Below are 23,689 nucleotides of genomic sequence, written 5' to 3'. Positions count from 1 at the left end.
GATAAGCTATCTTTAAGCAAAATAAAGATAGCTTATCTTTTTATTATGTACATTGTGAATTTATAGAAAAGATATTTAATGATTATAGTTTTTCTATTTTCATCATGTTAGTTCCACCAGTATGAGTAGTTGGCATTCCAGCGGCAACTATTACATCATCACCTTTTCTAGCAACATTTAAATCATATACGGTCTTTTTAGCTTCTACCAAAATGTCATCAGTGTTATTAAACATTTCACATTTAGTAGGATGAACTCCAAAAGTTAAAGCTAAAGCTCTTCTAACTTCTTCGTATGGAGTTATAGCTATAATAGGAGATTTTGGTCTATATTTTGATAGTAATCTTGCAGTAGAGCCACTCTTTGTTGCAGCAACAATTGCCTTAGCATTTAAAGCTGAAGCTGTTCTACATGTTGAATAGCTAATTGCATCAGCATATTCAGTTAACGAAGATTCAGCTAAATGTTTAGAGATTTGGTCATAATCTAAGTTAGCTTCAGCTTCTTGAGCTATTCTTGCCATAGTTTCAGCAGCTTCTTTTGGGAAACTACCTGAAGCACTTTCACCAGAAAGCATAATAGCGTCGGTTCCGTCAAATATTGCATTACATATATCAGAGGCCTCAGCTCTAGTTGGAAGTGAATTCCTTATCATAGAATCAAGCATTTGGGTAGCTGTAATTACAGTTTTGCCAGCTTTTCTACATTTTTTAATAATCATTTTTTGGATTATAGGAACTCTTTCTATAGGAATTTCAACTCCCATGTCACCTCTTGCAACCATAACACAATCAGTTACATCGATGATGGAGTCAATATTGTCAACACCTTCTTGATTTTCAATTTTAGCTATTACTTGAATGTTCTCTCCACCATATTTCTTTAGAACTCTTTTTACTTCTAATATATCACTAGCTTTTCTTATGAAAGAGGCAGCTATATAGTCTACACCCGTTTCACATCCAAAGGCTATATCATCTATATCTTTTTCAGTAATTGATGGAAGTTTAATTTTTACGTTAGGTACATTAACACCTTTGTGATTTTTTATCATTCCACCAACTTTTACCTTACACTTGATTTCTTTGCCAACAACTTGTATTATTTCGAATTTTAATAAACCATCATCTACTAAGATGCTTCCGCCAACTTCTACATCTTTATATAATATATCATAAGATATTGAACATTTTGTATTATCTCCAAGCAATTCTTCACCACATATAAATGAAAATTCTTGTCCTTTTACAAGTTCAACACCATCATTTACAAAATTATGAGTTCTAATTTTTGGCCCTTTAATATCCAATATGATGGCAGTTGGTGAATCCATTTCTTCTCTTATTTTCTTTATTAGGTCAATCTTTTCTTTATGCGTCTCATGGGTTCCGTGTGAAAAATTTAACCTTGCGGCACTCATACCAATGTTTATAAATTTTCTAAGCATTTTTTCATTATCACTAGCTGGACCGATTGTAAAAATCATTTTTGTTTTTTGCATATTTTAAGTAACCTCCTAAGATTTATTAATGATTAGTCATATTAAATATTATTAGCATAAACGCTTATAATAATATTGGATTATTTTGAAAATAATTAAATAAAGATATACAATATGGTATACTAAAACTAATCTTAGTATAATATTAACACATTATGGACGAAAGGGAGAATAAAAATGAAAAATTTAAAAAGTTCTAAGGCTGCCTTAGTATTTAAGTATTTTGAAGAAATATCTAAAATTCCTAGAGGCTCAAAAAATGAAAAGGAAATAAGTGATTACTTAATGAAATTTGCTAAAGGGCTTGGACTAGATGTTACTCAAGATAAAGCTTTAAATATAATAATTAGAAAGCCTGCATCAAAGGGATATGAAAATGCACCAACAGTAATTTTACAAGGGCATATGGATATGGTATGTGAGAAGAATAAAGGAACAGAGCATGATTTTGAAAAAGATCCAATAAAGCTTGTAATAAAAGATGATGATATTTATGCAGATGGTACTACACTTGGAGCAGATAATGGGATAGCAGTTGCGTATGCTATGGCAGTTCTTGCTGATGACACAATAGAACATCCAGCTATTGAGGTGCTTATAACTACAGATGAAGAAACAGGAATGTCAGGAGCGCAAGCACTATCTAAAGATGATATCAAAGGAAAAGTGTTGTTAAATCTTGATAGTGAAGAAGAAGGATATCTTTTGGTTAGTTGTGCAGGAGGTATAAGAGCAAAATCATCTATTAGATTACAAAAAGAACCTTTAAATAATGAAAAGTTATTTAATGTAGTTGTAAAAGGACTTAAAGGCGGACATTCAGGTTCTGAAATTCATTTAGGAAGAGGAAATGCTAATAAGATTATGGGTAGAACTCTTAATGAATTAGCAAGTGAGTTGGATTTTAATTTAGTTTCAATTAATGGAGGAGCTAAAGACAATGCTATTCCTAGAGAAGCAGATGCAATTATAGCTATTGATAGAAGCAAAGAAGAATTCTTAATTTCTAAAGTAAAAGCTTTAAGTGAGATAATAAAATTAGAGCTACAAGAAACAGATTCTGAAGTTACTTTAATTGTTGAAGAATATACAGATAAAGTAAGTGAAAAATTAACTAAAGACTGTACTGACAAGATTGTAGACTTATTGTACCTTTATCCAAATGGCATAAGTACAATGAGTGCAAGCATAGAAGGTTTAGTTGAAAGTTCAAATAATATTGGAGTTGTATCTACAGGGGATAAAGAAGTAGAATTCCATAGTGCTGTTAGAAGTTCTGTTACAACATTAAAGGAAGATATAGTAAATAGAATTGGAGTGCTAACAAAAGTTGTTGGTGGTGAATTTGAAGTTCATGCTCCATATCCTGCTTGGGAATATAACAAGGAATCTAAGATTAGAGAATTATGTAAAGATGTTTATAAAAAGATGTATGGAAAAGATGCTGTGGTTTATGCACTTCATGCAGGCGTAGAATGTGGATTGTTTGAAGAAAGATTAGGAAAATTAGATATGATAAGTTTCGGACCAGATATAAGAGATGCACATACACCACAAGAGCATTTGTCTATAAGTTCTACTGAAAGAGTATGGGAATATTTACTTGAAGTGCTTAAAGAGATAAATAACAAATACTAGTAGTAAAAAGGAATGGTAGCCTTAACCATTCCTTTTTTTATTTTTATAATAAAGTGAAGGGAAAAATAAATATTTGTAGAATATCAATATTATAGGAGAGAGTTTACCTAAAAGGAGTGGGTTTATGGTTAATGTTGATTTTAAGTATGAAGATTATGCATTTGAGAGTGTTACAGAAAATGATTTGCAACTTCTTAGTGAATGGATAAAGGAAAATAGCGAAGAGGATAATAATTGTTACTCCTTAGAGCCACAAATTTTTTATAGAAGATATCTAGAGTATTATGTAGCTAGTGGTGAAAGTTTTATTAAGGTTAGTAAAGAAGGAAAAATAATTGCTGTTTTTAAAGGTAGATTTGAAATGGAAAAAGGGAACGAGTTATTTATTTGGCTTTTTATAATAGATAAGAAACTAAGAAATAGAGGAGAAGGTTCAATTATAATAAGTAAAGTAATAGAGTACTTTAAGATGAATTTTTTTATAGATAAAGTTGAAGTAGGGGTTGTACAAAGCAATCTTGGGGGGATATCATTTTGGAATAGTTTGGGATTCGATGTATCTAGAGTAACAAAAGGATTTTTTGATGGAGATAATGATTATGAGAGAAATCTTGTTATTATGAATAAAAGGTAGTAAAGTAAATGGAATTGACCGATTAATAGAGAATAAATATAGTGGTTGAAATGAAAACATTAACATCTTCAATAGCATGCTAAACAAAATTACTAAGTTTAGCATGCTATTGTTTTTTATATAAAAAAGTAAAGAGATAACAGTGTTTTAAGTTAATAACTATAGCCTATAAAGAGGCAAAGGAGATTTTTATAAGTAATAACAAGTTATTAAACTAGAACTACATAATGAATAAAACTGTAACCTTAGAAATATATATTATTAGCAGAGCTTTTAAAAATGTGCAAAATAAATTATTTAATAAGGGGGATACTATGAGATACACAAGATATGATTACAAGCGAAAAAGTGGAGAAAATTTTTTCTTATGGTTAATATTAATAATTATACTTTCAATAGTCTTAGGAGTAGGAGGATATAGGTTATTAATAGGAGATAAAGAAATAGTAAAAGAAAAAGAAAGTGTTAAACAAGAAGATAGTAGTGTAGATGGCATTGAAAAATCCTTTGGAATTATTCAATGTGGATTATATTCAAATAAGAATAATGCTGAGTTGACAATGAAAAGTATACCGGAGGAATATTCAAAGGCCATTATAGAGGAAAATGGAAGTTTTAAAATTATTGCGGGAATTTATTCTTTAGAAGATTCAGAAACTAAAAGCCAAGAACTCACTAAAGGATCTATAAGTAATTTTAGAATTTCATGTAAGCTAGATGGTAAAGAAGTAGGAGATAGAACTGAAAGTGAAATTATTGATGGATATATTAAAATAATAAATAAACTTTATGAAAAAGATGTCAAAAGCATTGATACAAAGGAATTTAAAGCATGGGTTAATAGTGTCTCAGAAAAGGTCAGTGATAAAAGTGATGAATTTAATTTGCTTTTTAATAATGTGAGAGGTCTTCCAGATGAATTGAAAAAAGAGAATACATCAGAATTGTTAGTATTTTTATATAATATAATAATAAAATATAAACAAAATTGAATTATTAAAAAAAAATTAAAAAGTGTTTAATTGGATAAACACCCTTGTTTAAAGGGGTATTAAATGATAAACTATATTAGGTGTAAGAACAGTATTCACTACACTTTATTCAAGTTATGGAATAATTTCAAAAAATATGTTTAAAATTATAAATAAAGGTAATACTAAAGAAGTATACTTTTAAGGAAGTGATGTTTTGAAGGTGATTTTGGCTTCGGCTTCAGAAAGACGACAAGAGCTTTTAAGTAGAATTGTAGAAAACTTCACAATACTTGTCAGTGAATTTGATGAGGAGAAGGTAAAAAAAACAGGAAACATATCAGATTATGTAGAAAATATTGCACTAGGTAAAGCTAGAGATGTACTAAGTAAGGTAAGTGAATCTTCAATAATAATAGCGGCAGATACTGTAGTTTCTTTAGATAATGAAATACTTGGTAAGCCTAAAGATAAGTCGGAAGCTTATGAAATGCTTAGCAAATTAAGTGGTAATACTCACAATGTGTATACCGGAATAGTAATTATCAATACAGATAGTGGAAAAACGCTTAAAGACTTTGTAGAAACTCAAGTTGTTTTTTCTAAGTTAACTGAAAAACAGATTAAAGACTATATAGCTACTGGAGATCCTATGGATAAGGCAGGTGCTTACGGGATTCAAGGAAAAGCTGGGGTTTTTGTCAAAGAAATTAGAGGTTGCTATTATAATGTAGTGGGGTTACCTTTAAATAAACTTAATGAAATGATTGAAAGAGTAATATAATTAAGAGGGAATGGGAATTTGTATTTTAGGAGTTAAATATGGACAACAATCTTAAAATTTCAGATATTCCAAGTAATGAAAGGCCTATAGAAAAGTTGATGAACTTTGGGGCTGATACTTTAAGCAATCAAGAATTATTAGCGATAATACTTAGGTGTGGAACTAAAGGACAAAATATTTTAAACCTTAGTGGCAAAATATTAAGTGAAGTTCATGGTTTAAATGGCATTTTAAATGTAACATATGATGATATAAAGAGAATCAAAGGTGTTAAAACAGTGAAGGCTTCGCAAATATTGGCCTTAGCTGAACTTTTTAGAAGATTTAATACTTTAAAGGCTGATAATAAAATTACTATTAATTCACCTAAGGATATAGCTGATATGCTTATGATAGAAATGGCTAATTTAAATCAGGAGATTCTAAAGCTAATAATATTAAGTACAAAGAATAAAATAATAAAAATTAAAGATGTTTTTAAAGGAACACTTAATTCATCTTTAGTTCATCCAAGAGAGATATATTGCGAAGCTATAAAAAATAGTGGAGCGTCTATTATAATATGTCATAATCACCCTTCTGGAGATCCAAATCCCAGTGAGGAAGATATAAATATTACCTTAAGAATAAAAGAATGTGGAAATATAATTGGAATAAAGTTATTAGACCATATAATAATAGGTGATAGAAAATATTCAAGTTTAAAAGAAAAAGGAATTATATAACTGAAAGGGGACAAAACAATGGGTTTTTTTGGAAGCAATAAAGACATGGGGATAGATTTAGGTACTGCTAATACTCTTGTCTTTGTAAAAGGAAAAGGAGTAGTATTAAGAGAGCCTTCAGTAGTAGCAATAAATAATGTTACAAAAAAATGTCTAGCTGTTGGAACAGAAGCTAAGCAAATGATAGGAAGAACACCTGGAAATATAGTGGCTATTAGACCGTTAAAAGATGGAGTAATTGCTGATTTCGATGTAGCTCATACCATGATTAAGTCTTTAATAGAAAAGGCAGTGAGCAAGAGTTCATTTAAGAGTCCAAGAATAATAGTTTGTTATCCATCAGGAGTTACTGAAGTTGAGAAGAGAGCTATTGAAGAAGCAACAAAGTTAGCCGGAGCAAGAGATGTTGTTCTTATGGAAGAGCCGATGGCGGCGGCTATAGGAGCAGGATTACCAGTAAGTGAACCAACTGGTAGTATGATAGTTGATATTGGTGGAGGTACAACTGAAGTAGCTATTATTTCTCTTGGAGGAATAGTAACTAGTAAATCATTAAGAGTTGCAGGAGATGAATTAGACCAATCTATAATAGCTTATATTAAAAAAGAATATAATTTGATGATTGGTGAAAGAACTGCAGAACAAGTAAAAATGGAAATAGGTTCTGCATATAAAATAGATGAAGAAGAAATAATGATGGAAATTAAAGGAAGAGACTTGATTACAGGCCTTCCAAAGATTATTGAAGTTTCAGAAGTTCAAATTAGAGAAGCAATTAAGGAACCCGTATACGCAATAATTGAATCAATTAAGACAACTTTAGAAAAAACACCACCAGAACTTGCAGCTGATATTATGGAAAAAGGAATAATGCTTGCAGGTGGAGGTGCGCTATTAAGAGGATTAGATGTGTTAATTACACGTGAAACCAATATGCCTGTACATATTGCAGAAGCACCACTTGATAGTGTTGTATTAGGAGCGGGAAAAGCTCTTGAAGATTTCGACAAGATCAGCAGGGAAGAAAGATCATAGTAGATGAAGCTCTTTAAGAACAAACTGGCAGTTACTGTAATAGTACTGTCAGTTGCATTTTTAGGATTAATTATCTTTACTGCAAGTAAGGAAACTAAAGGACCTATGGGTGCTGCAGGCGACGCCCTGAATCCTATTCAAAAAATTGCGTATAATGCGAATCGTGGAGTTAAAGATTTTGTTGATTTCTTTTTAAATTTCTCTGATGTTAAAGAAGAAAATAAACAATTGGCTAAGGAAAATAAAGAGCTTAAGAATGAGCTTCAAGAATATTCTAATTTAAAAGAAGAGAATGATAAATTTAGAGGTATATTAGATTTTAAAGAACAGCATAATAACTATAATTATATTGCTACTAATATCATAAGTTATAGTGGTAGTGGAATTATAGATGGGTACATAGTTGATAAAGGTCAAAATGATGGAATAGAAAAAAATATGATTGTTATTTCACCAGATGGACTAGTTGGTCAAGTGTCTAGTGTTGGTAGCAACTGGGCTATAGTTCAAGGGATAATAAATGAAAATGTAAATGTCAGTGTTAAGGTGGAAAATACTAAGGATAACACTGGTATACTAAAAGGATATAAAGATAATTCAAATAACTTGTTAGTGAAGGTGTCAAATCTTCCAGTAGATTCTCAAGTTAAAGAGGGAGACGTAATTATGACTTCTGGACTAGGCTTTTTATATCCGAAAGATATAAAAGTTGGAACAGTTATGTCAGTAGAAGAAGATAAGGTTAAGGTTATGAAAAGTGCAGTGGTTAAACCGTCTGTAGATTTCAGTAAGCTTGAAGAACTATATATAGTAGCGCCAAAAGATAAGAAAGAAATAAAGTATGACTAGAGGTGGACTATGAAGAAACGAGTAGTTTTAATTATTGTAGCATGTATATTATTAATTTTAGATAATACGCTAGCACCTTTTATTGCAGTAAAAGGTGCGTGGCCTAGTCTACTTTTTATTTTTTCTGTTTCTTATTCTATTATTAATGGAAAAAAAGAAGCTGTGATTATAGGCGTTATTAGTGGATTACTTCAAGATGTATTCTTTTATAATATGTTTGGAGTTAATGCATTAATAAATATGTTTTGCTGCTATCTTGCAGGATTCATAGGCGAAGGAATCTGGAGAGATAGGAAGCTAGTACCAATTATAACTATATTTGTTGGAACAATATTAAAGTATTTAGGAATATTTATTATTTTCTATGCTTTAAATATTCATATTGATTTATTTAGGGGTGTAAGTACTGCGCTTTACAATTCAATAATTATGCTTTTTGTATACAAAACTATCTTAAGGTTTTTTGATAGAGAAGATATGAGGAAAGCGTGGAGGTTCTAAATGATAGTTAACAAACCAAAGAAGAAGAAAAAACCATCTAGGTATAAATCATTTTTAGTTATTATGGGAGTCGTATTTGCCATTATTTTTGGAAAGCTTATATATATTCAAATATATAAGCATGATGATTATAAAGAAAGAGCAGATACGACTTCAACTAAATTTGTCCCAGAAAAGGCACCTAGGGGAATAATATATGATCAAAATGGGAACATATTAGCAACTAATACACAAACATATACAATGATGTATACTACCACAGAAGAAGCTAACAAGATGTTTTTTAATACCATAGATACAGTTTTTAAAATATTATCTGAAAACGGTGAAGGCTTTACTGATGATTTGATACTTAAAGTAAATGAAAATAATGAGCCTTACTTTGCATATAAAACAACTGCTAAAAATGATCAAAATGCTGAAGAGATAAGATTTAAAAGGGATAGAGGATTAAATGAAAAGGTAGAAAAAGATTTATATAGTGGTAAGGAAGAAGATTTAACAGATTCAGAGATAGAGAGTGTAAATGCTAAACTTTTGGAAATAACTCCAAAGGAAGTTTTTTATGATTTAGTTAAAAGTTATGATTTAATTAAGTTAATTGATCCAAATCCAAGTAGTGAAAAGATTAAGGAATACAATGAAATGTCAGGAGAGGCTTTAACTAACCTGCTACGTTCAAAGTATTCCTTTAAGGATCTTAGAAATTATTTACTTATTAAGGATGCTTTGAAAATTCAAAGTTTCAAAGGATATAAGTCAGTTACACTAGCTAGCAATATAAAAAAAGATACTGCATTAATCATTCTTCAAAAGTTAAATGATTTACCTGGTATAGATATAAAATTAGAGCCTATAAGGCTCTACCCATATAACCAGCTTGCATCTTCAGTTTTAGGGTATATATCTCCAATAGATAGTTCAAATGAGCAAAAATATGAATTAAGAGGGTATGATATATCCAGTGATCTTATAGGTGTTTCAGGAATAGAATCTACCTTTGAAGAGCAGTTAAAGGGTGTTAAAGGTGGAACAACAGTTAAGGTTAACTCAAAGGGAAGAGTCACAGAAGAATTATTTAAGTTAGAAACATATCCAGGAAATAGTGTGCATTTAACTATTGATAAAGGTGTTCAATATGCAGCAGAACAGGGATTAAAGGATACTATAGAGTCTATTAGAACTTCGCCAACAGATCCTTATCCAGGGGCAACTAGAGGAGCTGTTGTTGCAGTAGAAGTTAATACTGGAAGAATATTAGCTAGCGCATCATATCCAAATTATGATCCAAATATTTTTGCTGTTTCAGGACAGTTATCAAATGCACAAACAAAAGAATATTTCAGTCCGGATTTAGAAAAATTTGGAATAAATTACATAAAGTCTAGAGGATTAAATAAAACTGTTGATGAATTGTTCCCAGCGGTAGATGGAGTAAGAACAGATCCTAATGATCTATATCCAAGAGCTTTTTATAATTATGCAACACAAGGGCTTATACCACCTGGATCGACATTTAAACCATTGACAGGATTAGCAGGACTAGAAGCTGGTGTTATTCAACCAACAGAAACTATTTATGATCAAGGAAAGTTTAATGCTCATCCAGAAACTTATGGAACTGCTTTCGCACCAGAGTGTTTACTTTATACAAATTATCATAGCAGTCATGGTGATACAGATATAACTCATGCTCTAGAGGTATCTTGCAACTATTATTTCTATGAAGTAGCTTACAGGTTATATAAGCAAGCTGGATCTAATGTAGAAGCTTTAGATTCTTTAGCAAAATATGCATGGAAATTTGGATTAGGGACAGATCCTAATACTAAGGAAAGAGCGAGTACAGGAATAGAAATTGAAGAAAATTTTGGGCAAGTATATAATTTTAAATCATTTAAGAATCAATCTATATTATATGCTAAGTTTGAAATTAGAGATTATCTAGAATCAGGAGATTATAGAGGAGTAAGATCATTTATACCTTTCGATTATTCAAACAATGATGCTGATAGTGAAAAATTAAAAGAAGCAAAAACATCTTTAAAGGATAAAGTAGCAGCTAGATTTGAAAAGATTGGTACAGATAGTAGTGCGCTAGGTACAGATGCCTTTGCAAAAACGTTAGTAGAAGACATTAAAAATATAATGAATCTTTCAGATAAATATAAACAAAATGTTAGTGATTATGAAGCAAAAGGAAAGGGAAAAGTTAATTTAGATTCTCAGGCACAAACTATAGCTGAGGTAATAGCAAGGTTTGTAGTTAATGATAAGGGCTCAGAAATTACATCTCCAGCTCAAGAAGTATATGCCTCAATAGGCCAAGGAATGAATAACTTTACGCCAACCCAATTAGCAGCATATGTATCAACATTAGCTAATGGAGGAACACGATATAAATTGCATTTTGTTGATAAGATAACCACACCTGATGGAGCGGTTGTCCAAGAATATGAACCAGAAGTGATTGATAAAATTCAGTTGAAAGATTCCACAATAAATGCAATTAGAGAAGGTATGTATAAGGCTAATAATGATGAAGGTGGAACAGCTGCAAGAGTATTTGCTAATTTCCCAATAAGAACTGGGGGGAAAACAGGTACTGCAGATTTTAATGAAAGGCAAAAGGAAATAGGAAGAGCACCTTATGCAACTTATGTAAGTTTTGCACCGCTTGAAAATCCACAAATAGCTTTTGTAGGAGTAATATATGATGGCGGTCACGGGTCGTCTACAGCACCTGTAGCTAAAGCTGTATATGAGGCATATTTCAAAGAGAAGATAGAAAAAGAATTTCCTGCTTATGCATCTACTTCAACGTCATATCAAAAGTATGTGACAGGTGCACCTGCAAATAATAAGTTAAGTTAAAGGTTAAAAGAAGCTATCTATTTAAAAAAGATAGCTTCTTTTTTTATTACTTTTTTGTTACAAACTGCAAAAGTGGACACACAAATGGTATAATTACTATTAAAAGTATATAATTAATGTGCTTTTACTATTTATCTGAAAGAGGTTAAATAGTATATATGTAGACACAGGTGGAGGTTCAAATGATAGTTAGTAGACCGAAAAAAAAGAAAAAACTCTCAAGGTACAATGTATTTTTAGTTTTGATGGGATTTATATTTACAGTAATTATCTCCAAACTTGCATATATTCAAGTTTATAAGCATGCTGATTATAAGGAAGAGGCAGATACTACCTCAACTAAATTTATATCAGAAAAAGCACCTAGAGGGGTAATATATGATGAAAAAGGAAATGTTTTAGCTACTAATGTGCAAACATATGCTATGACATATACAAAAACAGATGAAGCTGATAAAAGTTTTTTTAAAACAGTGGATTTAGCTTTATCAATACTTTCAGAAAATGGTGAAGGATTTCAAGATGATTTAATATTAAAATTAGATAGTAGCAATCAACCTTATTTTTCATTTAAGGGGACAACAGAAAGTGCTAAAAAAGCAGAAGAGATACGTTTTAAGAGAGATAGGGGATTAAATACAGATATTGAAAAAGAACTATATGAGGATAAAAAAGTTGATGATTTAACTGAGGATGAAATAAATGCAGTAAATGATAGACTTTTGCAAGTTACACCAAAAGAGACATTTTATTATTTGGTAAAAAGTTATGATCTAATTAGTTTGATAGATCCGGAACCTGTTAAAGATAATACCAAAGAGTATAATGAAAAACTTAAAGAATATAAAGAAAGAATAAAAAAATATAAAGACATGTCTGGCGAAGAATTAACAAATATGTTATTAAAAAAATATACTTATAACCAGATTAGGACTTATATGGTAGTCAAAGATGCTCTAAAGATGGAGAGCTTTAAAGGATACAAATCAATTACTTTAGCTAGTAATATTAAGAAAGATACAGCTTTAATAATATATCAGAAGTTAAATGATATGCCAGGAGTAGATATACAACTTGAGCCAACAAGATTTTATCCTTATAAGGAACTTGCATCATCAGTGCTTGGCTACATATCACCAATAGATACATTAAATAAAGATAAATATGAGTTAAGAGGATATGATGCTTCAACAGACCTTATAGGAGCTTCGGGAATAGAATCTGCTTTTGAAGATCAACTTAAAGGTGTTAAAGGTGGAACAACAGTTAAGGTTAATTCGAAAGGAAGAGTTACTCAAGAACAATTTAAACTTCAATCATATCCAGGAAATAGTGTGCATTTAACTATAGATAAAAATATTCAATACGCAGCTGAGCAATCATTAATTGATTCGATGGCAAATATAAGAGCTGGAATTAGTTCTGATAAACCATATACTGGAGCAAATAGAGGAGCAGCTGTTGCTGTTGAAGTAAAAACAGGAAGGATACTTGCTAGTGTATCATATCCTAACTTTGATCCTAATAAATTTGCAGTGTCTGGACAATTATCAGATGAAGAAACAAAAGAATATTTTAGCCCAGACTTAGATAAATTTGGTAAGGGGATAATAAGTTCAACAGGAGCAACTAAATCACTAGATGAATTATTCCCTAAGGAAGATGGCGTCAGAACAGATCCAAATGATTTATATCCTAAACGCTTTTATAATTATGCAACACAAGGATTATTACCATCGGGGTCAACATTTAAACCACTTACTGCTATAGCAGGCTTACAGGAAGGTGCTATTAATACTGATACAAGAATAAATGATACAGGAAAATTTAATATACACCCAGAGGTTTATGGTACTAATTTTGGACCAATGTGTTTGGAATTTGCAAATGGTCAAGGTGCTCATGGAAGCATAGATGTAACTAAAGCTCTAGAGGTATCATGTAACTACTATTTTTATGAAGTAGCCTATAAGTTATATAAACAAGGGGGACAAAATATAACAGCACTAGATGCTATTGCAAAATATGCATGGAAATTTGGACTTGGAGTAGACCCAAATGGCAAACAAAAAGAGAGCACAGGAATTGAAATAGAGGAAAACTATGGACAAGTATACAATTTTCAATCCTATAAGAATAGGGTAGCATTATCCTCAAAGTTTGACTTGAGGGATTTTTTGGAAGCTGGTTATTATGCAGGAAATAACAGTAATTTTGTATCTTTTGACTTTGCAGATAATGCTGATGATAATGAAAAGTTGAAGGCTGCTAAAACTAGTCTAAAAAAGACCATAACAGATACATTCATGAAGTTAGGTACAAGTGAAGAAGTGAATAACGAAACTGTTTTTCAAAAAAGTATATTAGAAGATGTTAAAAGTATAATGAATCTATCAGATAAGTATAAGGCTAATGTAAGCAAATATGAATCTGATGGTAAAGGAAAAGTTAATATAGATTCTCAAGCAAAACTTGTAGTGCAAGCTATTTCAAAATTTGTAATTAATGATAGGGGATCAGAAATTAAATCACCAGGACAACAAGTATATTCTTCTATTGGACAAGGTATGAATGCCTTTACTCCTATGCAGTTAGCTCAATATATTTCTACATTAGCTAATGGTGGTACTAAGTATAAATTACATTACGTAGATAAAATAACTGATACAGATGGAAACACAGTTCAAGAGTATAAACCAGAAGTATTAGATAAGATTGATTTAAAACCAGAAAATTTAGCAGTAGTTATAGAAGGTATGAAAAAGGTTAATAATGACGACAGTGGTACAGCTAGAGGTACATGGGAAGGATTTCCTATAAATACTGCAGGTAAAACAGGTACTGCAGATGTTAAAGAAGACCAAACAGACTATGGAAGAGCTCCATATGCTACTTATGTCAGTTTTGCACCAGCAGAAAATCCTGAAATTGCAGTTGTAGCAGTTGCATATGATGGTGGACATGGTACTGCTGTTGCTCCTGTTGCGAAGGCAATATATGAAGCATATTTTAAAGATAGATTGGGCGCTGATTATATATCTAAATCTGAATCATATAAAAAATATGTATCAAACGCACCTGCTGATAAAAAGACAAATTAGCAAGTTTTTAATAAAAAAGAGTATCTTTTAAAATATGGATACTCTTTTTTGTACATTAATGTTATAATTATAGGGAAAAAGTATATATTAAGAAGGAATTTTAGAATTTAGATTGAATATATATAGCATAAAATTGGTGGAGGGTAGCCAATGGAGAATAGTGGAGTAATAATTAAAGGAAACAAAAATGGATTAAATGCATTAGTTGACATGGATAAGTTTGGTGGATTTGATGATATGTTAACTATGATAACTGAAAAATTATCGAAGGGTAAGAAATTTTATAAAGGTTCTACTCTATACATAACAATTAATATATCTGCAATAAATGAAAGAGATATGAATAGATTAAAAGACATTCTCTTAGAGGAGATAGGTGTTAAAGAGATTATTGTAGAAGATATAGAAGATAAAGAAATAGAAAAAGAAGTGAAATCATTTAATGGTATTTATGAAGGAAGAACTAAGTTTATAAGAAAGACTGTAAGGGGAGGACAAAGTGTCAATTTCCCAGGAAATATAGTGATAATTGGAGATGTAAATAGTGGTGCAGAGGTATATGCAGGAGGGAATATTATAGTTCTTGGAAGCATCAAAGGAAATGTATTTGCAGGAGATAGTGGCAATAACAAAGCTATAATTGCAGCATTTTCTCTTGAGCCAGAAATACTTAAAATAGGAGATATAATAACTATTTCACCTGACGATTCTCCAAAACCAAAGTATCCAGAAGTGGCGAAGGTCAAAGATGGTGCTATTATAGTAGAGCCATATTTAACTAATAAATATATATATTAATTCTTGGAGGGATAAGTAAATGGGAGTATCAATAGTAATAACATCAGGTAAGGGCGGAGTAGGAAAGACAACTACAACTGCTAATATAGGAACTGCTTTAGCTGCTTTAGGAAATAAAGTAGTAGTTGTTGATGGAGATACAGGCTTAAGGAATTTAGATGTATTAATGGGATTAGAAAATAGAATTGTATATACATTAATGGATGTAATAGAAGGAAGATGTAGACTTAAGCAAGCATTAATAAAAGATAAGAGATTCTCAAATTTATGTTTACTTCCAACAGCACAAACTAAGGATAAAGACGATATAACTGCACAAGATATGTTAAAACTTGTAGGAGAACTTAAAAAAGAATTTGATTATGTATTAATTGATTCTCCAGCAGGTATAGAGCAAGGCTTTGAAAATGCTGTTATTGGTGCAGATAGAGCTGTTGTAGTAGTAAATCCAGAAATAACTTCAGTAAGAGATGCAGATAGAGTTATAGGTAAGCTTGATGCAAAGGGATTAGAAGATCATGGAGTTATTGTTAATAGATTAAATTACGAGATGGCAAAGAATGGTGATATGTTAGATGTCTCAGATATAATAGAAACATTATCTGTAAAACTTATTGGAGTTGTTCCAGATGATAAGAATATAACAGTTTCAACTAATAAAGGAGAACCTATAGTTCTTGAAGATAAAGCTAGAGCTGGTCAAGCTTTTAGAAATATTGCAAAGAGAATTACAGGAGAAGATGTGCCATTAATGGAATTAAGTACTGAATCAGCAGGCTTCATAGGATCATTGAAGAAGCTATTTGGACGTAAATAGGGGGTGTACTAGATGGGAATTTTTAGTGGTTTTAGCAATAAACAAAGACCTAAAGACGTAGCAAAAGATAGATTAAGATTAATTTTAATTCATGATAGAGGAGACATCCCAACAGAAACTATAGACAAAATGAGAAATGAAATATTAGAAGTTCTTTCTAAGTATATTGAAATTCAAGCTGATGATGTTGAAATAGCAGTTACAAAGAGTGATGTTATTGAAGGCGATGTTGCCTCTTCTTTAGTAGCTAATATTCCTATTAAAGGAGTAAGAGGAAGATAGATAAAATAAGTAGAATTGTTGAAATAAATTTCAATAGTTCTACTTATTTGACTATTTATTAAAAAATTATTATATTTCAGTATATTCTCTTTTTCTTATGGTGAAAAGTAAGATAATAATATATAATTAATATGTCATTTATAGAGTATGGAGGTGGGACATTGATTAAGGAAAGAGGACTCTTAAATAGATATAAATTAGATTTTAGATTGCTAAGAGATATGGATAAAGCACTTTTGTTTTCATTGATAGCTTTAGTTCTATATGGTTTGTTAAATATATACTTATCAACTAAAGGAAATACAGGCGATTTAAGTCCGTTTTATCATGTAAAGAGACAGTTAGCTTGGTTTGCAGTTTCACTAGTAGCATTATATTTCTTTGTTGCTATAGATTATAAAGTAATTTTTAGATATATCCCAATAGTCTATTGGGGATCAGTAATTTTGCTTATTGCAGTTTGGATTCCTCATATAGGTATTGAAGTAAATGGTGCCCGTGGGTGGATCAGAATTGCAGGTCAATCAATGCAGCCAGCTGAATTTGCAAAGTTTGCTATTATATTAAGAACGGCAAAATTATTAGATGAAATGGATTGTGAAATAAATAATATAAAAAATATTTTTACCATTTTTATATGGGCTATGATTCCTGTTGGGTTGATTTTAATTCAACCAGACATGGGAATGGCTATGGTATGTTTTTTCATAGTTCTTGGAATGCTATTTGTTGCAGGTCTTGACAAGAGAATAATATGGGGAGGAGCCTTAGCGTTATTTTTATCTGTAATAGTATTATGGTATTCAGGCCTTATACTTCCACACCAAAAGGCTAGAATAGTATCATTTATGAGTTCAGATTCACAGGATTCTGCAAATGGATATCAGTTAAGTCAATCGCTTATAGGAATTGGTTCTGGAGGCCTTTTTGGATCAAAACCATCATTAGATCCAAATGTAGCTCCAGGATATTCAGGGACTCATGTACCTGAAGTACAAACAGATTTTATATTTTCTGCTATAGGAGAACAATGGGGACTTGCTGGAGCATTAGTTTTATTACTTTTATATGGAATATTAATTTCGAGAATGATTGCTATAGCTAGAAGGACAAAAGATAGATTTGCGTCCTTAGTATGTATGGGGTTAGTCTCATATTTTCTATTTGCTATAACTCAGAATATTGGAATGACCATTAACTTGATGCCAATAACAGGTATTACTTTACCATTGATAAGCGAAGGGGGAAGTTCTCTTCTTACAACAGTAATAGCAGTAGCTTTAATACTGAATATTGGGATGAGGAAAAAGAAAATACATTTTTAGGGGGATAACTTTTATGAAGATTGCGTTAATTGCACATGATAAGAAAAAGGAAGAAATTATAAAATTGGCTTTAGAGTATAAAGATAAGCTTAAAAATCATGAACTTATAGCAACTGGAACTACAGGGCTTAAAATTACGGAAGCTACTGGCTTAGAAGTTAAGAGGTATTTTTCAGGTCCATATGGTGGTGATCAGCAGATTGGGGGAAGAATTGCAGAAGGAAAAGTGGACTTAGTTATATTTTTAAGAGACCCACTTACAGCTCAACCACATGAACCTGATGTTACAGCTCTTATAAGGGTGTGTGATGTACATTCTGTACCAATAGCAACAAATATAGGAACAGCAAAGCTTTTAATGAATATAGTTGATTAATAAAAAAGTTCTAAACTTATAAAAAGTTTAGAACTTTTTTTGTTGAAATTTGTATATTTGTAAAACTCATAAATCCTAATACTTAAAAATATACTTTAATATAGAACTACCTGGAGGAATGAGATGGGAAATTATAGAGCTCAATATGAGAGATACTATGGAAGTGTGAGGGCAAAAGGAGGGGGTGCTTCATATAGAAGGGTAAGCTCAACTAAAGGTGGAGGTATAAAGAATAGTAGCAATGCAAACATTTTAAATAAAGTAGTAAATAAATTAATTTGGCAGCTTGGTGGTGCGCTTGTATTGTTAGGATTATTGTTTATTATAAAGACAATACCATTAGAGGGAACCAAAGATGCATATACAGTTTCAAAAAAAATGATAGATGAAAAATTTAATGTAGAAGAGGCTATAATGGCTGTAAATATTCCGGATGTTGACGAATATAAGGAAAAAGCTTTAGATTATATAGATGAATTTAAGCATATGCTTACAGGTGAAAAGACATTGAAAGAAACTATGAAAGAAGATTATATAGTACCTACTATCGGAAAGAAAAAGCATATGGAGAAAGATAACAAAGGCATTGTAATAGTTACAGATGGAGATAAAGATGTTAATGCAAGTTTTAACGGAATTATAAGAGAAGTAAAAGAAGAAGATGGCAAGAAACATATATTAATAGATAATGGGAGTGGAGTGGAAACCTATTATGGATTATTATCAGATGTTCAGATAAAAGAGGGAGATGAAGTGAAAAAAGGACAATGCTTGGGAAAAACAGGGGATATTGATTCTACAGGAACAAAGGGGATAATATTTAAAATAAGTTTTATGGGAAGTGAGAAAGATCCAAATGAAATGATGGATTTATCATCATTGGAGGAGGTTTAGGAAAGAGCAATGTAGTAGGAGTATTATATGAAGAAAAAAACTAAAATATTTCTATTAGAATTTTCAATTTTAATAGTTATAGGAAGTTTTTATAGTGAGTTATTATTGGGATTTATTTGGGTAATACTACATGAAATAACTCATATTATAGTTGGAAGAAAATTTGGTATTAGAGCATACGATATACAGCTTCATATTACAGGGGTTAGTGCAGATATTAGAGATTTAGACGATTTAAATGAAAAAGAAAAATTAATAGTATTCTTATCTGGACCTCTGTTTAATATAGGGGCAATTATTTTGTTATTATGGCTTAAAAAATATTTTAATATAGATTATATTGAAAAGAGTATAGATACTAATTTAGTATTGTTTATATTTAATATGCTGCCTGCATATCCACTTGATGGTATAAAAGCTTATGAAATTGTACTAGGAAAGAAAATACTATATAAAAGAGCAAAAAAGATATTAGTAAATATAAGTTTTGGAGTAGGGATATTTTTAATATTACTATTCTTTAGCACTATTTATATACATAAAGTTAATTTTAGTTTGTTACTAGCAGCAATATTAATAACATATTCAACCTTCTTAGAAAAGGAAAAGACCATATATATTATAATGGGTAATTTGTTTAGAAAGAGAAAAAGGTTAATCAAGGAGGAATATATTGAAAATAAAAGTATATCAGTTTATTACAAAAAAGATTTAGTTAAGGTATTAAGTTTGGTAGATAGAAATAAATTTAACTCCTTTTTTGTTTTAGACGATGAGCTGCAACTTTTAGGGGTAGTTTATGAGGATGAGCTTATAGAAGCCTTAAAAGAATATGGTAATATAACTTTAGAAGAACTTTTATTCAAAAACAAAAAAGATAGTATTAAATAGCTTTATATACGATTTGGAGGTATATAAAGCATATTTTTTATAAAAAGATACTTGTAAAATTATCTACTTATGGTTATAATGATTATATGAGAAACATATAATCATTTAGATTATAAGGGGAGGGCGAAATTGATTAATAAAGATGGATTGACAGAAGAAGAATTTTTAAAAAGCTATAATCCGGGCAATTATGAAAGACCTTCATTAACTGTAGATATGGTTTTATTTACATTAGATGATGAAGAAGAGATGGACTTAAAGAAAGTTCCTGAAAAAAAATTAAAAGTACTATTAATTAAAAGAAAAGATCATCCTTTTATGGGGTGTTATGCTATCCCAGGAGGATTTGTAGATATTAATGAAAGTATAGAGAATGCAGTATATAGAGAATTAAAGGAAGAAACGAATATAGATAATGTTTATTTAGAACAATTATATACATGGGGAGAAGTTAACAGAGATCCTCGAATGAGAGTTGTATCAACTTCTTATATGGCATTAGTTAACAAGGATGATATAAGTCCCAAAGCTGGGGATGATGCTGAAGAAGTAGATTGGTTTGATATTAGCAAAAAGATTATAAAAACTGAAGACTTAAAAGTAATATCTGAAATAAAACTAGAAAATGCTAAACGAAATATAATTATAATTTATGAAATAACAGAAATTATTGAAGTGAAAGGTTATAATAAAACATCTAAATATGATATTAAGCTAGTTAAAGGTGAAAGAGCATTAGCTTTTGATCACATTAAGATATTAAATTATTCTTTAGAAAGAATGAGAAACAAGGTTCAATATACCACAATAGCTTTTAGTTTATTGCCAAAGTATTTTACATTAATGGAACTTCAACAAGTATATGAATTATTACTTGGAAGAGAATTAACCAAACAAAATTTTAGAAGATGGATTAATCCGATGGTTACTAAAACAGATAAAGTGAAGAAGAATAGAGCTTATAGGCCATCAGCTTTATATGAATTAAATAGAAGTTATATCATAGATGAAATTAAAAATATTTAAGGAGAGGATAGTATGTATGATGCAATTGAAGGTATAAAAAAAGAAATAGGTTCTTTAAATAGCATAAGTTTAAAGGAAATAGGAGAAAACAAGAAAATATTAAATAAAACTACAGCTTTAATAGTAGTAGATATGGTGAGAGGATTTTACGATATTGGTCCATTAGCATCGGATAGGGTGGAGAGAACTATTAGTCCCATAGAAAAATTAAATGAAGATTTAACAGGATGCAAAAAGGTATTTTTTATAGATAGTCACACTGAAGAATCAGTAGAGTTTAATAACTATCCACCACATTGTTTAGAAAATACAGCAGAAGAAGAGTTAATTTCGTTAATAAAAAGTGATGACAATACAGTTTTAATTAAGAAAAATAGTATAAATGGATTTCATGCACCTAAGTTTAAGGAATGGTTAGATGAAAATAGTGAAATAGAAAATTTCATAGTGGTAGGTGTATGTAGTAATATATGTGTTGAAACTTTTGTTATAACTCTAAAGACTTATTTTAATCAATTTAATATGAATAAGAGAATTATAGTTCCAATGAACTCAACTGAAACTTATGAACTTGGAAATCATAATGCAGATTTAATGAATTTAATGACTTTTTATAAATTAAAAAATAATGGTATAGAAGTAGTAAAAGAAATAAATTAAATTTTTTTAAAAAATCTTATCATCAAAATGATTATAAGGAGAAGGTTATGAAGAATTTTTATATTGAATTTATTAATAAATTGAGAAAAGATTATAGATTTAAAGAAATGGAATTATCTTTTACAGAAGATAGGAGAAAATATTATAAGGATAGAGAAGAATTAGAATTAAAAACTCTAAGGATTGTTGTGAAGGTTGATGTTAATAATGGGTTATTCTTAAAATCTTATGGATTTAGAATTAATCATATTTTAGAGGAAAATTTAACTGAAATAGTGATGGATAATGGCTATATCAAAAAGAAAATAAAAGGGCTAAATTATAATACAATTAGTTCAATCATATATGAAAAATCAGTTAAGGATATTAAAGGAAAGGATTTTAGTACAATAGTACTTTAATTATGGTGATTATAAATGAAAAAATTAGATTTAACAGATAATAGAAATATGAGTATGTTAATGGATTTTTATGAATTAACGATGAGTAATGCATATCTTCTAGACGGGGTAGGAGAAAAAATAGCATACTTTGATATGTTCTTTAGAAAAGTGCCTGAGCAAGGTGGATATGCTATAATGGCAGGTCTTGAACAAGTTATAGAATATATAGAAGGGTTAAGATTTGATGAAGAAGATATAGAATATTTAAAAGGGTTAGATATATTTAATGATAAGTTTTTAAATTACTTATCAAACTTCAGATTTACAGGCTCTATTTATGCTGTACCAGAAGGGACTCTAATATTTCCAAATGAACCTATAATAACAGTTAAAGCTCCTGTAATCGAAGCACAACTTTTAGAAACTATGATTCTTTTAACAGTAAACCATCAATCTTTAATAGCAACTAAGACTAGCAGAATTTGTAGATCTGCTGATGGAAGATCTGTACTAGAATTTGGTGCAAGAAGAGCACAAGGATATGATGCGGCAATTCATGGAGCTAGAGCAGCTTATGTTGGTGGGGCTGATGGAACAGCGACGACTATAGTGGGAGAAGCATTAGGAATTCCTGTATCAGGTACTATGGCACATTCATGGATTCAATTTTACGAAGATGAATATAAAGCATTTAAGAAATATGCGGAATATTATCCAGACAATTGTACACTATTAGTTGACACTTATTCAGTATTAAAATCTGGTATTCCAAATGCTATTAGAGTGGCAAAAGAGGTATTAGAACCAATGGGAAAAAGATTAAAGGGAGTAAGACTTGATAGTGGGGATATGGCATACCTTTCTATTAAAGCAAGAAAGATGCTTGATGAAGCAGGTCTTATTGATTGTAAAATTGTGGCTTCAAATTCTCTGGATGAATATACAATAACATCTTTATTTAATCAAGGAGCTAAGATTGATGTGTTTGGAGTTGGAGAAAGACTTATAACATCCAAAAGTGCACCTGTATTTGGAGGGGTTTATAAACTTGTTGCTGTTGAAGAAGATGGGGATATAATACCTAGAATAAAGATATCTGAAAATGTTGAGAAGGTATCTAATCCTGGATATAAGAAAGTATATAGATTTTATGATAAGGAAAGTAATAAATTTTTAGCAGATGTTATAACAATGGCTGATGAAGTGATTAATGTGGAGGAAGATTATGTTATTTTTGATCCGGTGTTTACTTGGAAAAAGAAAACTTTAAAGAATTTCTACGTTAAAGAGTTACAAGAACCAATATTTATAGATGGGAAACTAGTTTATGATATTCCAAGCTTAGATGAGATTAAGGCTCATGCAAAAGAACAACTTGCTAACACATGGGACGAAATAAAGAGGTTTGAGAATCCTCATACTTATTATGTGGATTTATCTAAAAAATTGTGGGATGTAAAAAATGAGTTGATTGAAAAATTGAAGGAAAACAAGTAAGATAAGAAGGCTTTAGTATAATATCAATTATTATAGGTTTTATGAATAACATATGTAACGCAAAAAAGGTTGATTATAGTCAACCTTTTTTATTACTTAATTTTTCATTTTCTATAATTACTTACTT

Annotated in this window: 22 protein-coding genes; 21 read left to right on the top strand and 1 reads right to left on the bottom strand. The window is 30.3% G+C overall.

What is annotated here, in order from left to right; translation table 11 throughout:
* Nucleotides 1-82 precede the first annotated feature (82 nt).
* Nucleotides 83-1,501 (bottom strand): pyruvate kinase, encoded by a 1,419-nt coding sequence (pyk, locus tag H9661_RS04740; RefSeq protein WP_191767825.1) that lies wholly within the window; start codon nt 1,499-1,501, stop codon nt 83-85.
* Nucleotides 1,502-1,678: 177 nt separating this feature from the next.
* Between pyk and H9661_RS04735 the strand changes: the two genes are divergently transcribed.
* The 21 genes from H9661_RS04735 to H9661_RS04635 all read left to right on the top strand — a co-directional run bounded on the left by H9661_RS04735 (nt 1,679) and on the right by H9661_RS04635 (nt 23,562).
* Nucleotides 1,679-3,139 carry an aminoacyl-histidine dipeptidase gene (locus tag H9661_RS04735; protein ID WP_143315662.1) on the top strand — a complete coding sequence of 487 codons (1,461 nt, stop codon included), beginning with the start codon at nt 1,679-1,681 and terminating at the stop codon, nt 3,137-3,139.
* 124 nt (nt 3,140-3,263) lie between these two features.
* The gene (locus H9661_RS04730) at nt 3,264-3,773 is read left to right on the top strand and encodes a GNAT family N-acetyltransferase (protein WP_191767824.1); all 510 of its coding nucleotides are present in this window, start codon (nt 3,264-3,266) and stop codon (nt 3,771-3,773) included.
* Between the two features lie 314 nt (nt 3,774-4,087).
* Entirely contained in the window at nt 4,088-4,765 is a 678-nt protein-coding gene (locus H9661_RS04725; RefSeq protein WP_143315659.1) for a hypothetical protein, read from the top strand.
* A gap of 196 nt (nt 4,766-4,961) precedes the next feature.
* Entirely contained in the window at nt 4,962-5,528 is a 567-nt protein-coding gene (locus H9661_RS04720; protein ID WP_143315657.1) for a Maf-like protein, read from the top strand.
* A gap of 38 nt (nt 5,529-5,566) precedes the next feature.
* Nucleotides 5,567-6,253, top strand: coding sequence for a RadC family protein (gene radC / locus H9661_RS04715; RefSeq protein WP_191767823.1), 687 nt, complete (start codon nt 5,567-5,569; stop codon nt 6,251-6,253).
* 18 nt (nt 6,254-6,271) lie between these two features.
* A complete protein-coding gene (locus tag H9661_RS04710) occupies nt 6,272-7,288 on the top strand; it encodes a rod shape-determining protein (protein ID WP_143315653.1) in 1,017 nt (338 codons plus the stop codon).
* Nucleotides 7,289-7,291: 3 nt separating this feature from the next.
* Complete coding sequence (mreC, locus tag H9661_RS04705) at nt 7,292-8,137, top strand: rod shape-determining protein MreC (protein ID WP_143315651.1); 846 nt, start codon at nt 7,292-7,294, stop codon at nt 8,135-8,137.
* 9 nt (nt 8,138-8,146) lie between these two features.
* The gene (gene mreD / locus H9661_RS04700) at nt 8,147-8,638 is read left to right on the top strand and encodes a rod shape-determining protein MreD (RefSeq protein ID WP_143315649.1); all 492 of its coding nucleotides are present in this window, start codon (nt 8,147-8,149) and stop codon (nt 8,636-8,638) included.
* Entirely contained in the window at nt 8,639-11,512 is a 2,874-nt protein-coding gene (locus H9661_RS04695) for a penicillin-binding transpeptidase domain-containing protein (protein ID WP_191767822.1), read from the top strand. It abuts the gene before it with no gap.
* A gap of 182 nt (nt 11,513-11,694) precedes the next feature.
* A complete protein-coding gene (locus H9661_RS04690) occupies nt 11,695-14,613 on the top strand; it encodes a penicillin-binding transpeptidase domain-containing protein (protein WP_143315645.1) in 2,919 nt (972 codons plus the stop codon).
* A gap of 150 nt (nt 14,614-14,763) precedes the next feature.
* Entirely contained in the window at nt 14,764-15,411 is a 648-nt protein-coding gene (minC, locus tag H9661_RS04685; RefSeq protein WP_143315643.1) for a septum site-determining protein MinC, read from the top strand.
* Between the two features lie 19 nt (nt 15,412-15,430).
* Entirely contained in the window at nt 15,431-16,228 is a 798-nt protein-coding gene (minD, locus tag H9661_RS04680; RefSeq protein WP_143315641.1) for a septum site-determining protein MinD, read from the top strand.
* A 12-nt stretch (nt 16,229-16,240) separates the two neighbouring features.
* Complete coding sequence (gene minE, locus H9661_RS04675; protein ID WP_143315639.1) at nt 16,241-16,510, top strand: cell division topological specificity factor MinE; 270 nt, start codon at nt 16,241-16,243, stop codon at nt 16,508-16,510.
* Between the two features lie 221 nt (nt 16,511-16,731).
* A complete protein-coding gene (locus tag H9661_RS04670; RefSeq protein WP_243129560.1) occupies nt 16,732-17,835 on the top strand; it encodes an FtsW/RodA/SpoVE family cell cycle protein in 1,104 nt (367 codons plus the stop codon).
* A gap of 13 nt (nt 17,836-17,848) precedes the next feature.
* Complete coding sequence (gene mgsA / locus H9661_RS04665; protein ID WP_143315635.1) at nt 17,849-18,211, top strand: methylglyoxal synthase; 363 nt, start codon at nt 17,849-17,851, stop codon at nt 18,209-18,211.
* A gap of 123 nt (nt 18,212-18,334) precedes the next feature.
* Nucleotides 18,335-19,105, top strand: coding sequence for a M23 family metallopeptidase (locus tag H9661_RS04660; RefSeq protein WP_191767821.1), 771 nt, complete (start codon nt 18,335-18,337; stop codon nt 19,103-19,105).
* A gap of 27 nt (nt 19,106-19,132) precedes the next feature.
* The gene (locus H9661_RS04655) at nt 19,133-19,996 is read left to right on the top strand and encodes a zinc metalloprotease (RefSeq protein ID WP_143315632.1); all 864 of its coding nucleotides are present in this window, start codon (nt 19,133-19,135) and stop codon (nt 19,994-19,996) included.
* Nucleotides 19,997-20,125: 129 nt separating this feature from the next.
* A complete protein-coding gene (locus H9661_RS04650; RefSeq protein WP_243129557.1) occupies nt 20,126-21,022 on the top strand; it encodes an NUDIX hydrolase in 897 nt (298 codons plus the stop codon).
* Nucleotides 21,023-21,034: 12 nt separating this feature from the next.
* Nucleotides 21,035-21,682 carry a cysteine hydrolase family protein gene (locus H9661_RS04645; RefSeq protein WP_143315631.1) on the top strand — a complete coding sequence of 216 codons (648 nt, stop codon included), beginning with the start codon at nt 21,035-21,037 and terminating at the stop codon, nt 21,680-21,682.
* Nucleotides 21,683-21,729: 47 nt separating this feature from the next.
* On the top strand, nt 21,730-22,083 hold the full coding sequence (locus H9661_RS04640) for a hypothetical protein (RefSeq protein WP_191767820.1): 354 nt from the start codon (nt 21,730-21,732) through the stop codon (nt 22,081-22,083).
* Between the two features lie 15 nt (nt 22,084-22,098).
* Nucleotides 22,099-23,562, top strand: coding sequence for a nicotinate phosphoribosyltransferase (locus H9661_RS04635; protein ID WP_191767819.1), 1,464 nt, complete (start codon nt 22,099-22,101; stop codon nt 23,560-23,562).
* Nucleotides 23,563-23,689 lie beyond the last annotated feature (127 nt).

This window comes from Clostridium cibarium (assembly GCF_014836335.1).
Classification (GTDB): Bacteria; Bacillota; Clostridia; order Clostridiales; family Clostridiaceae; genus Clostridium; species Clostridium cibarium.
This window is presented reverse-complemented; position numbering and strand designations above follow the sequence as displayed.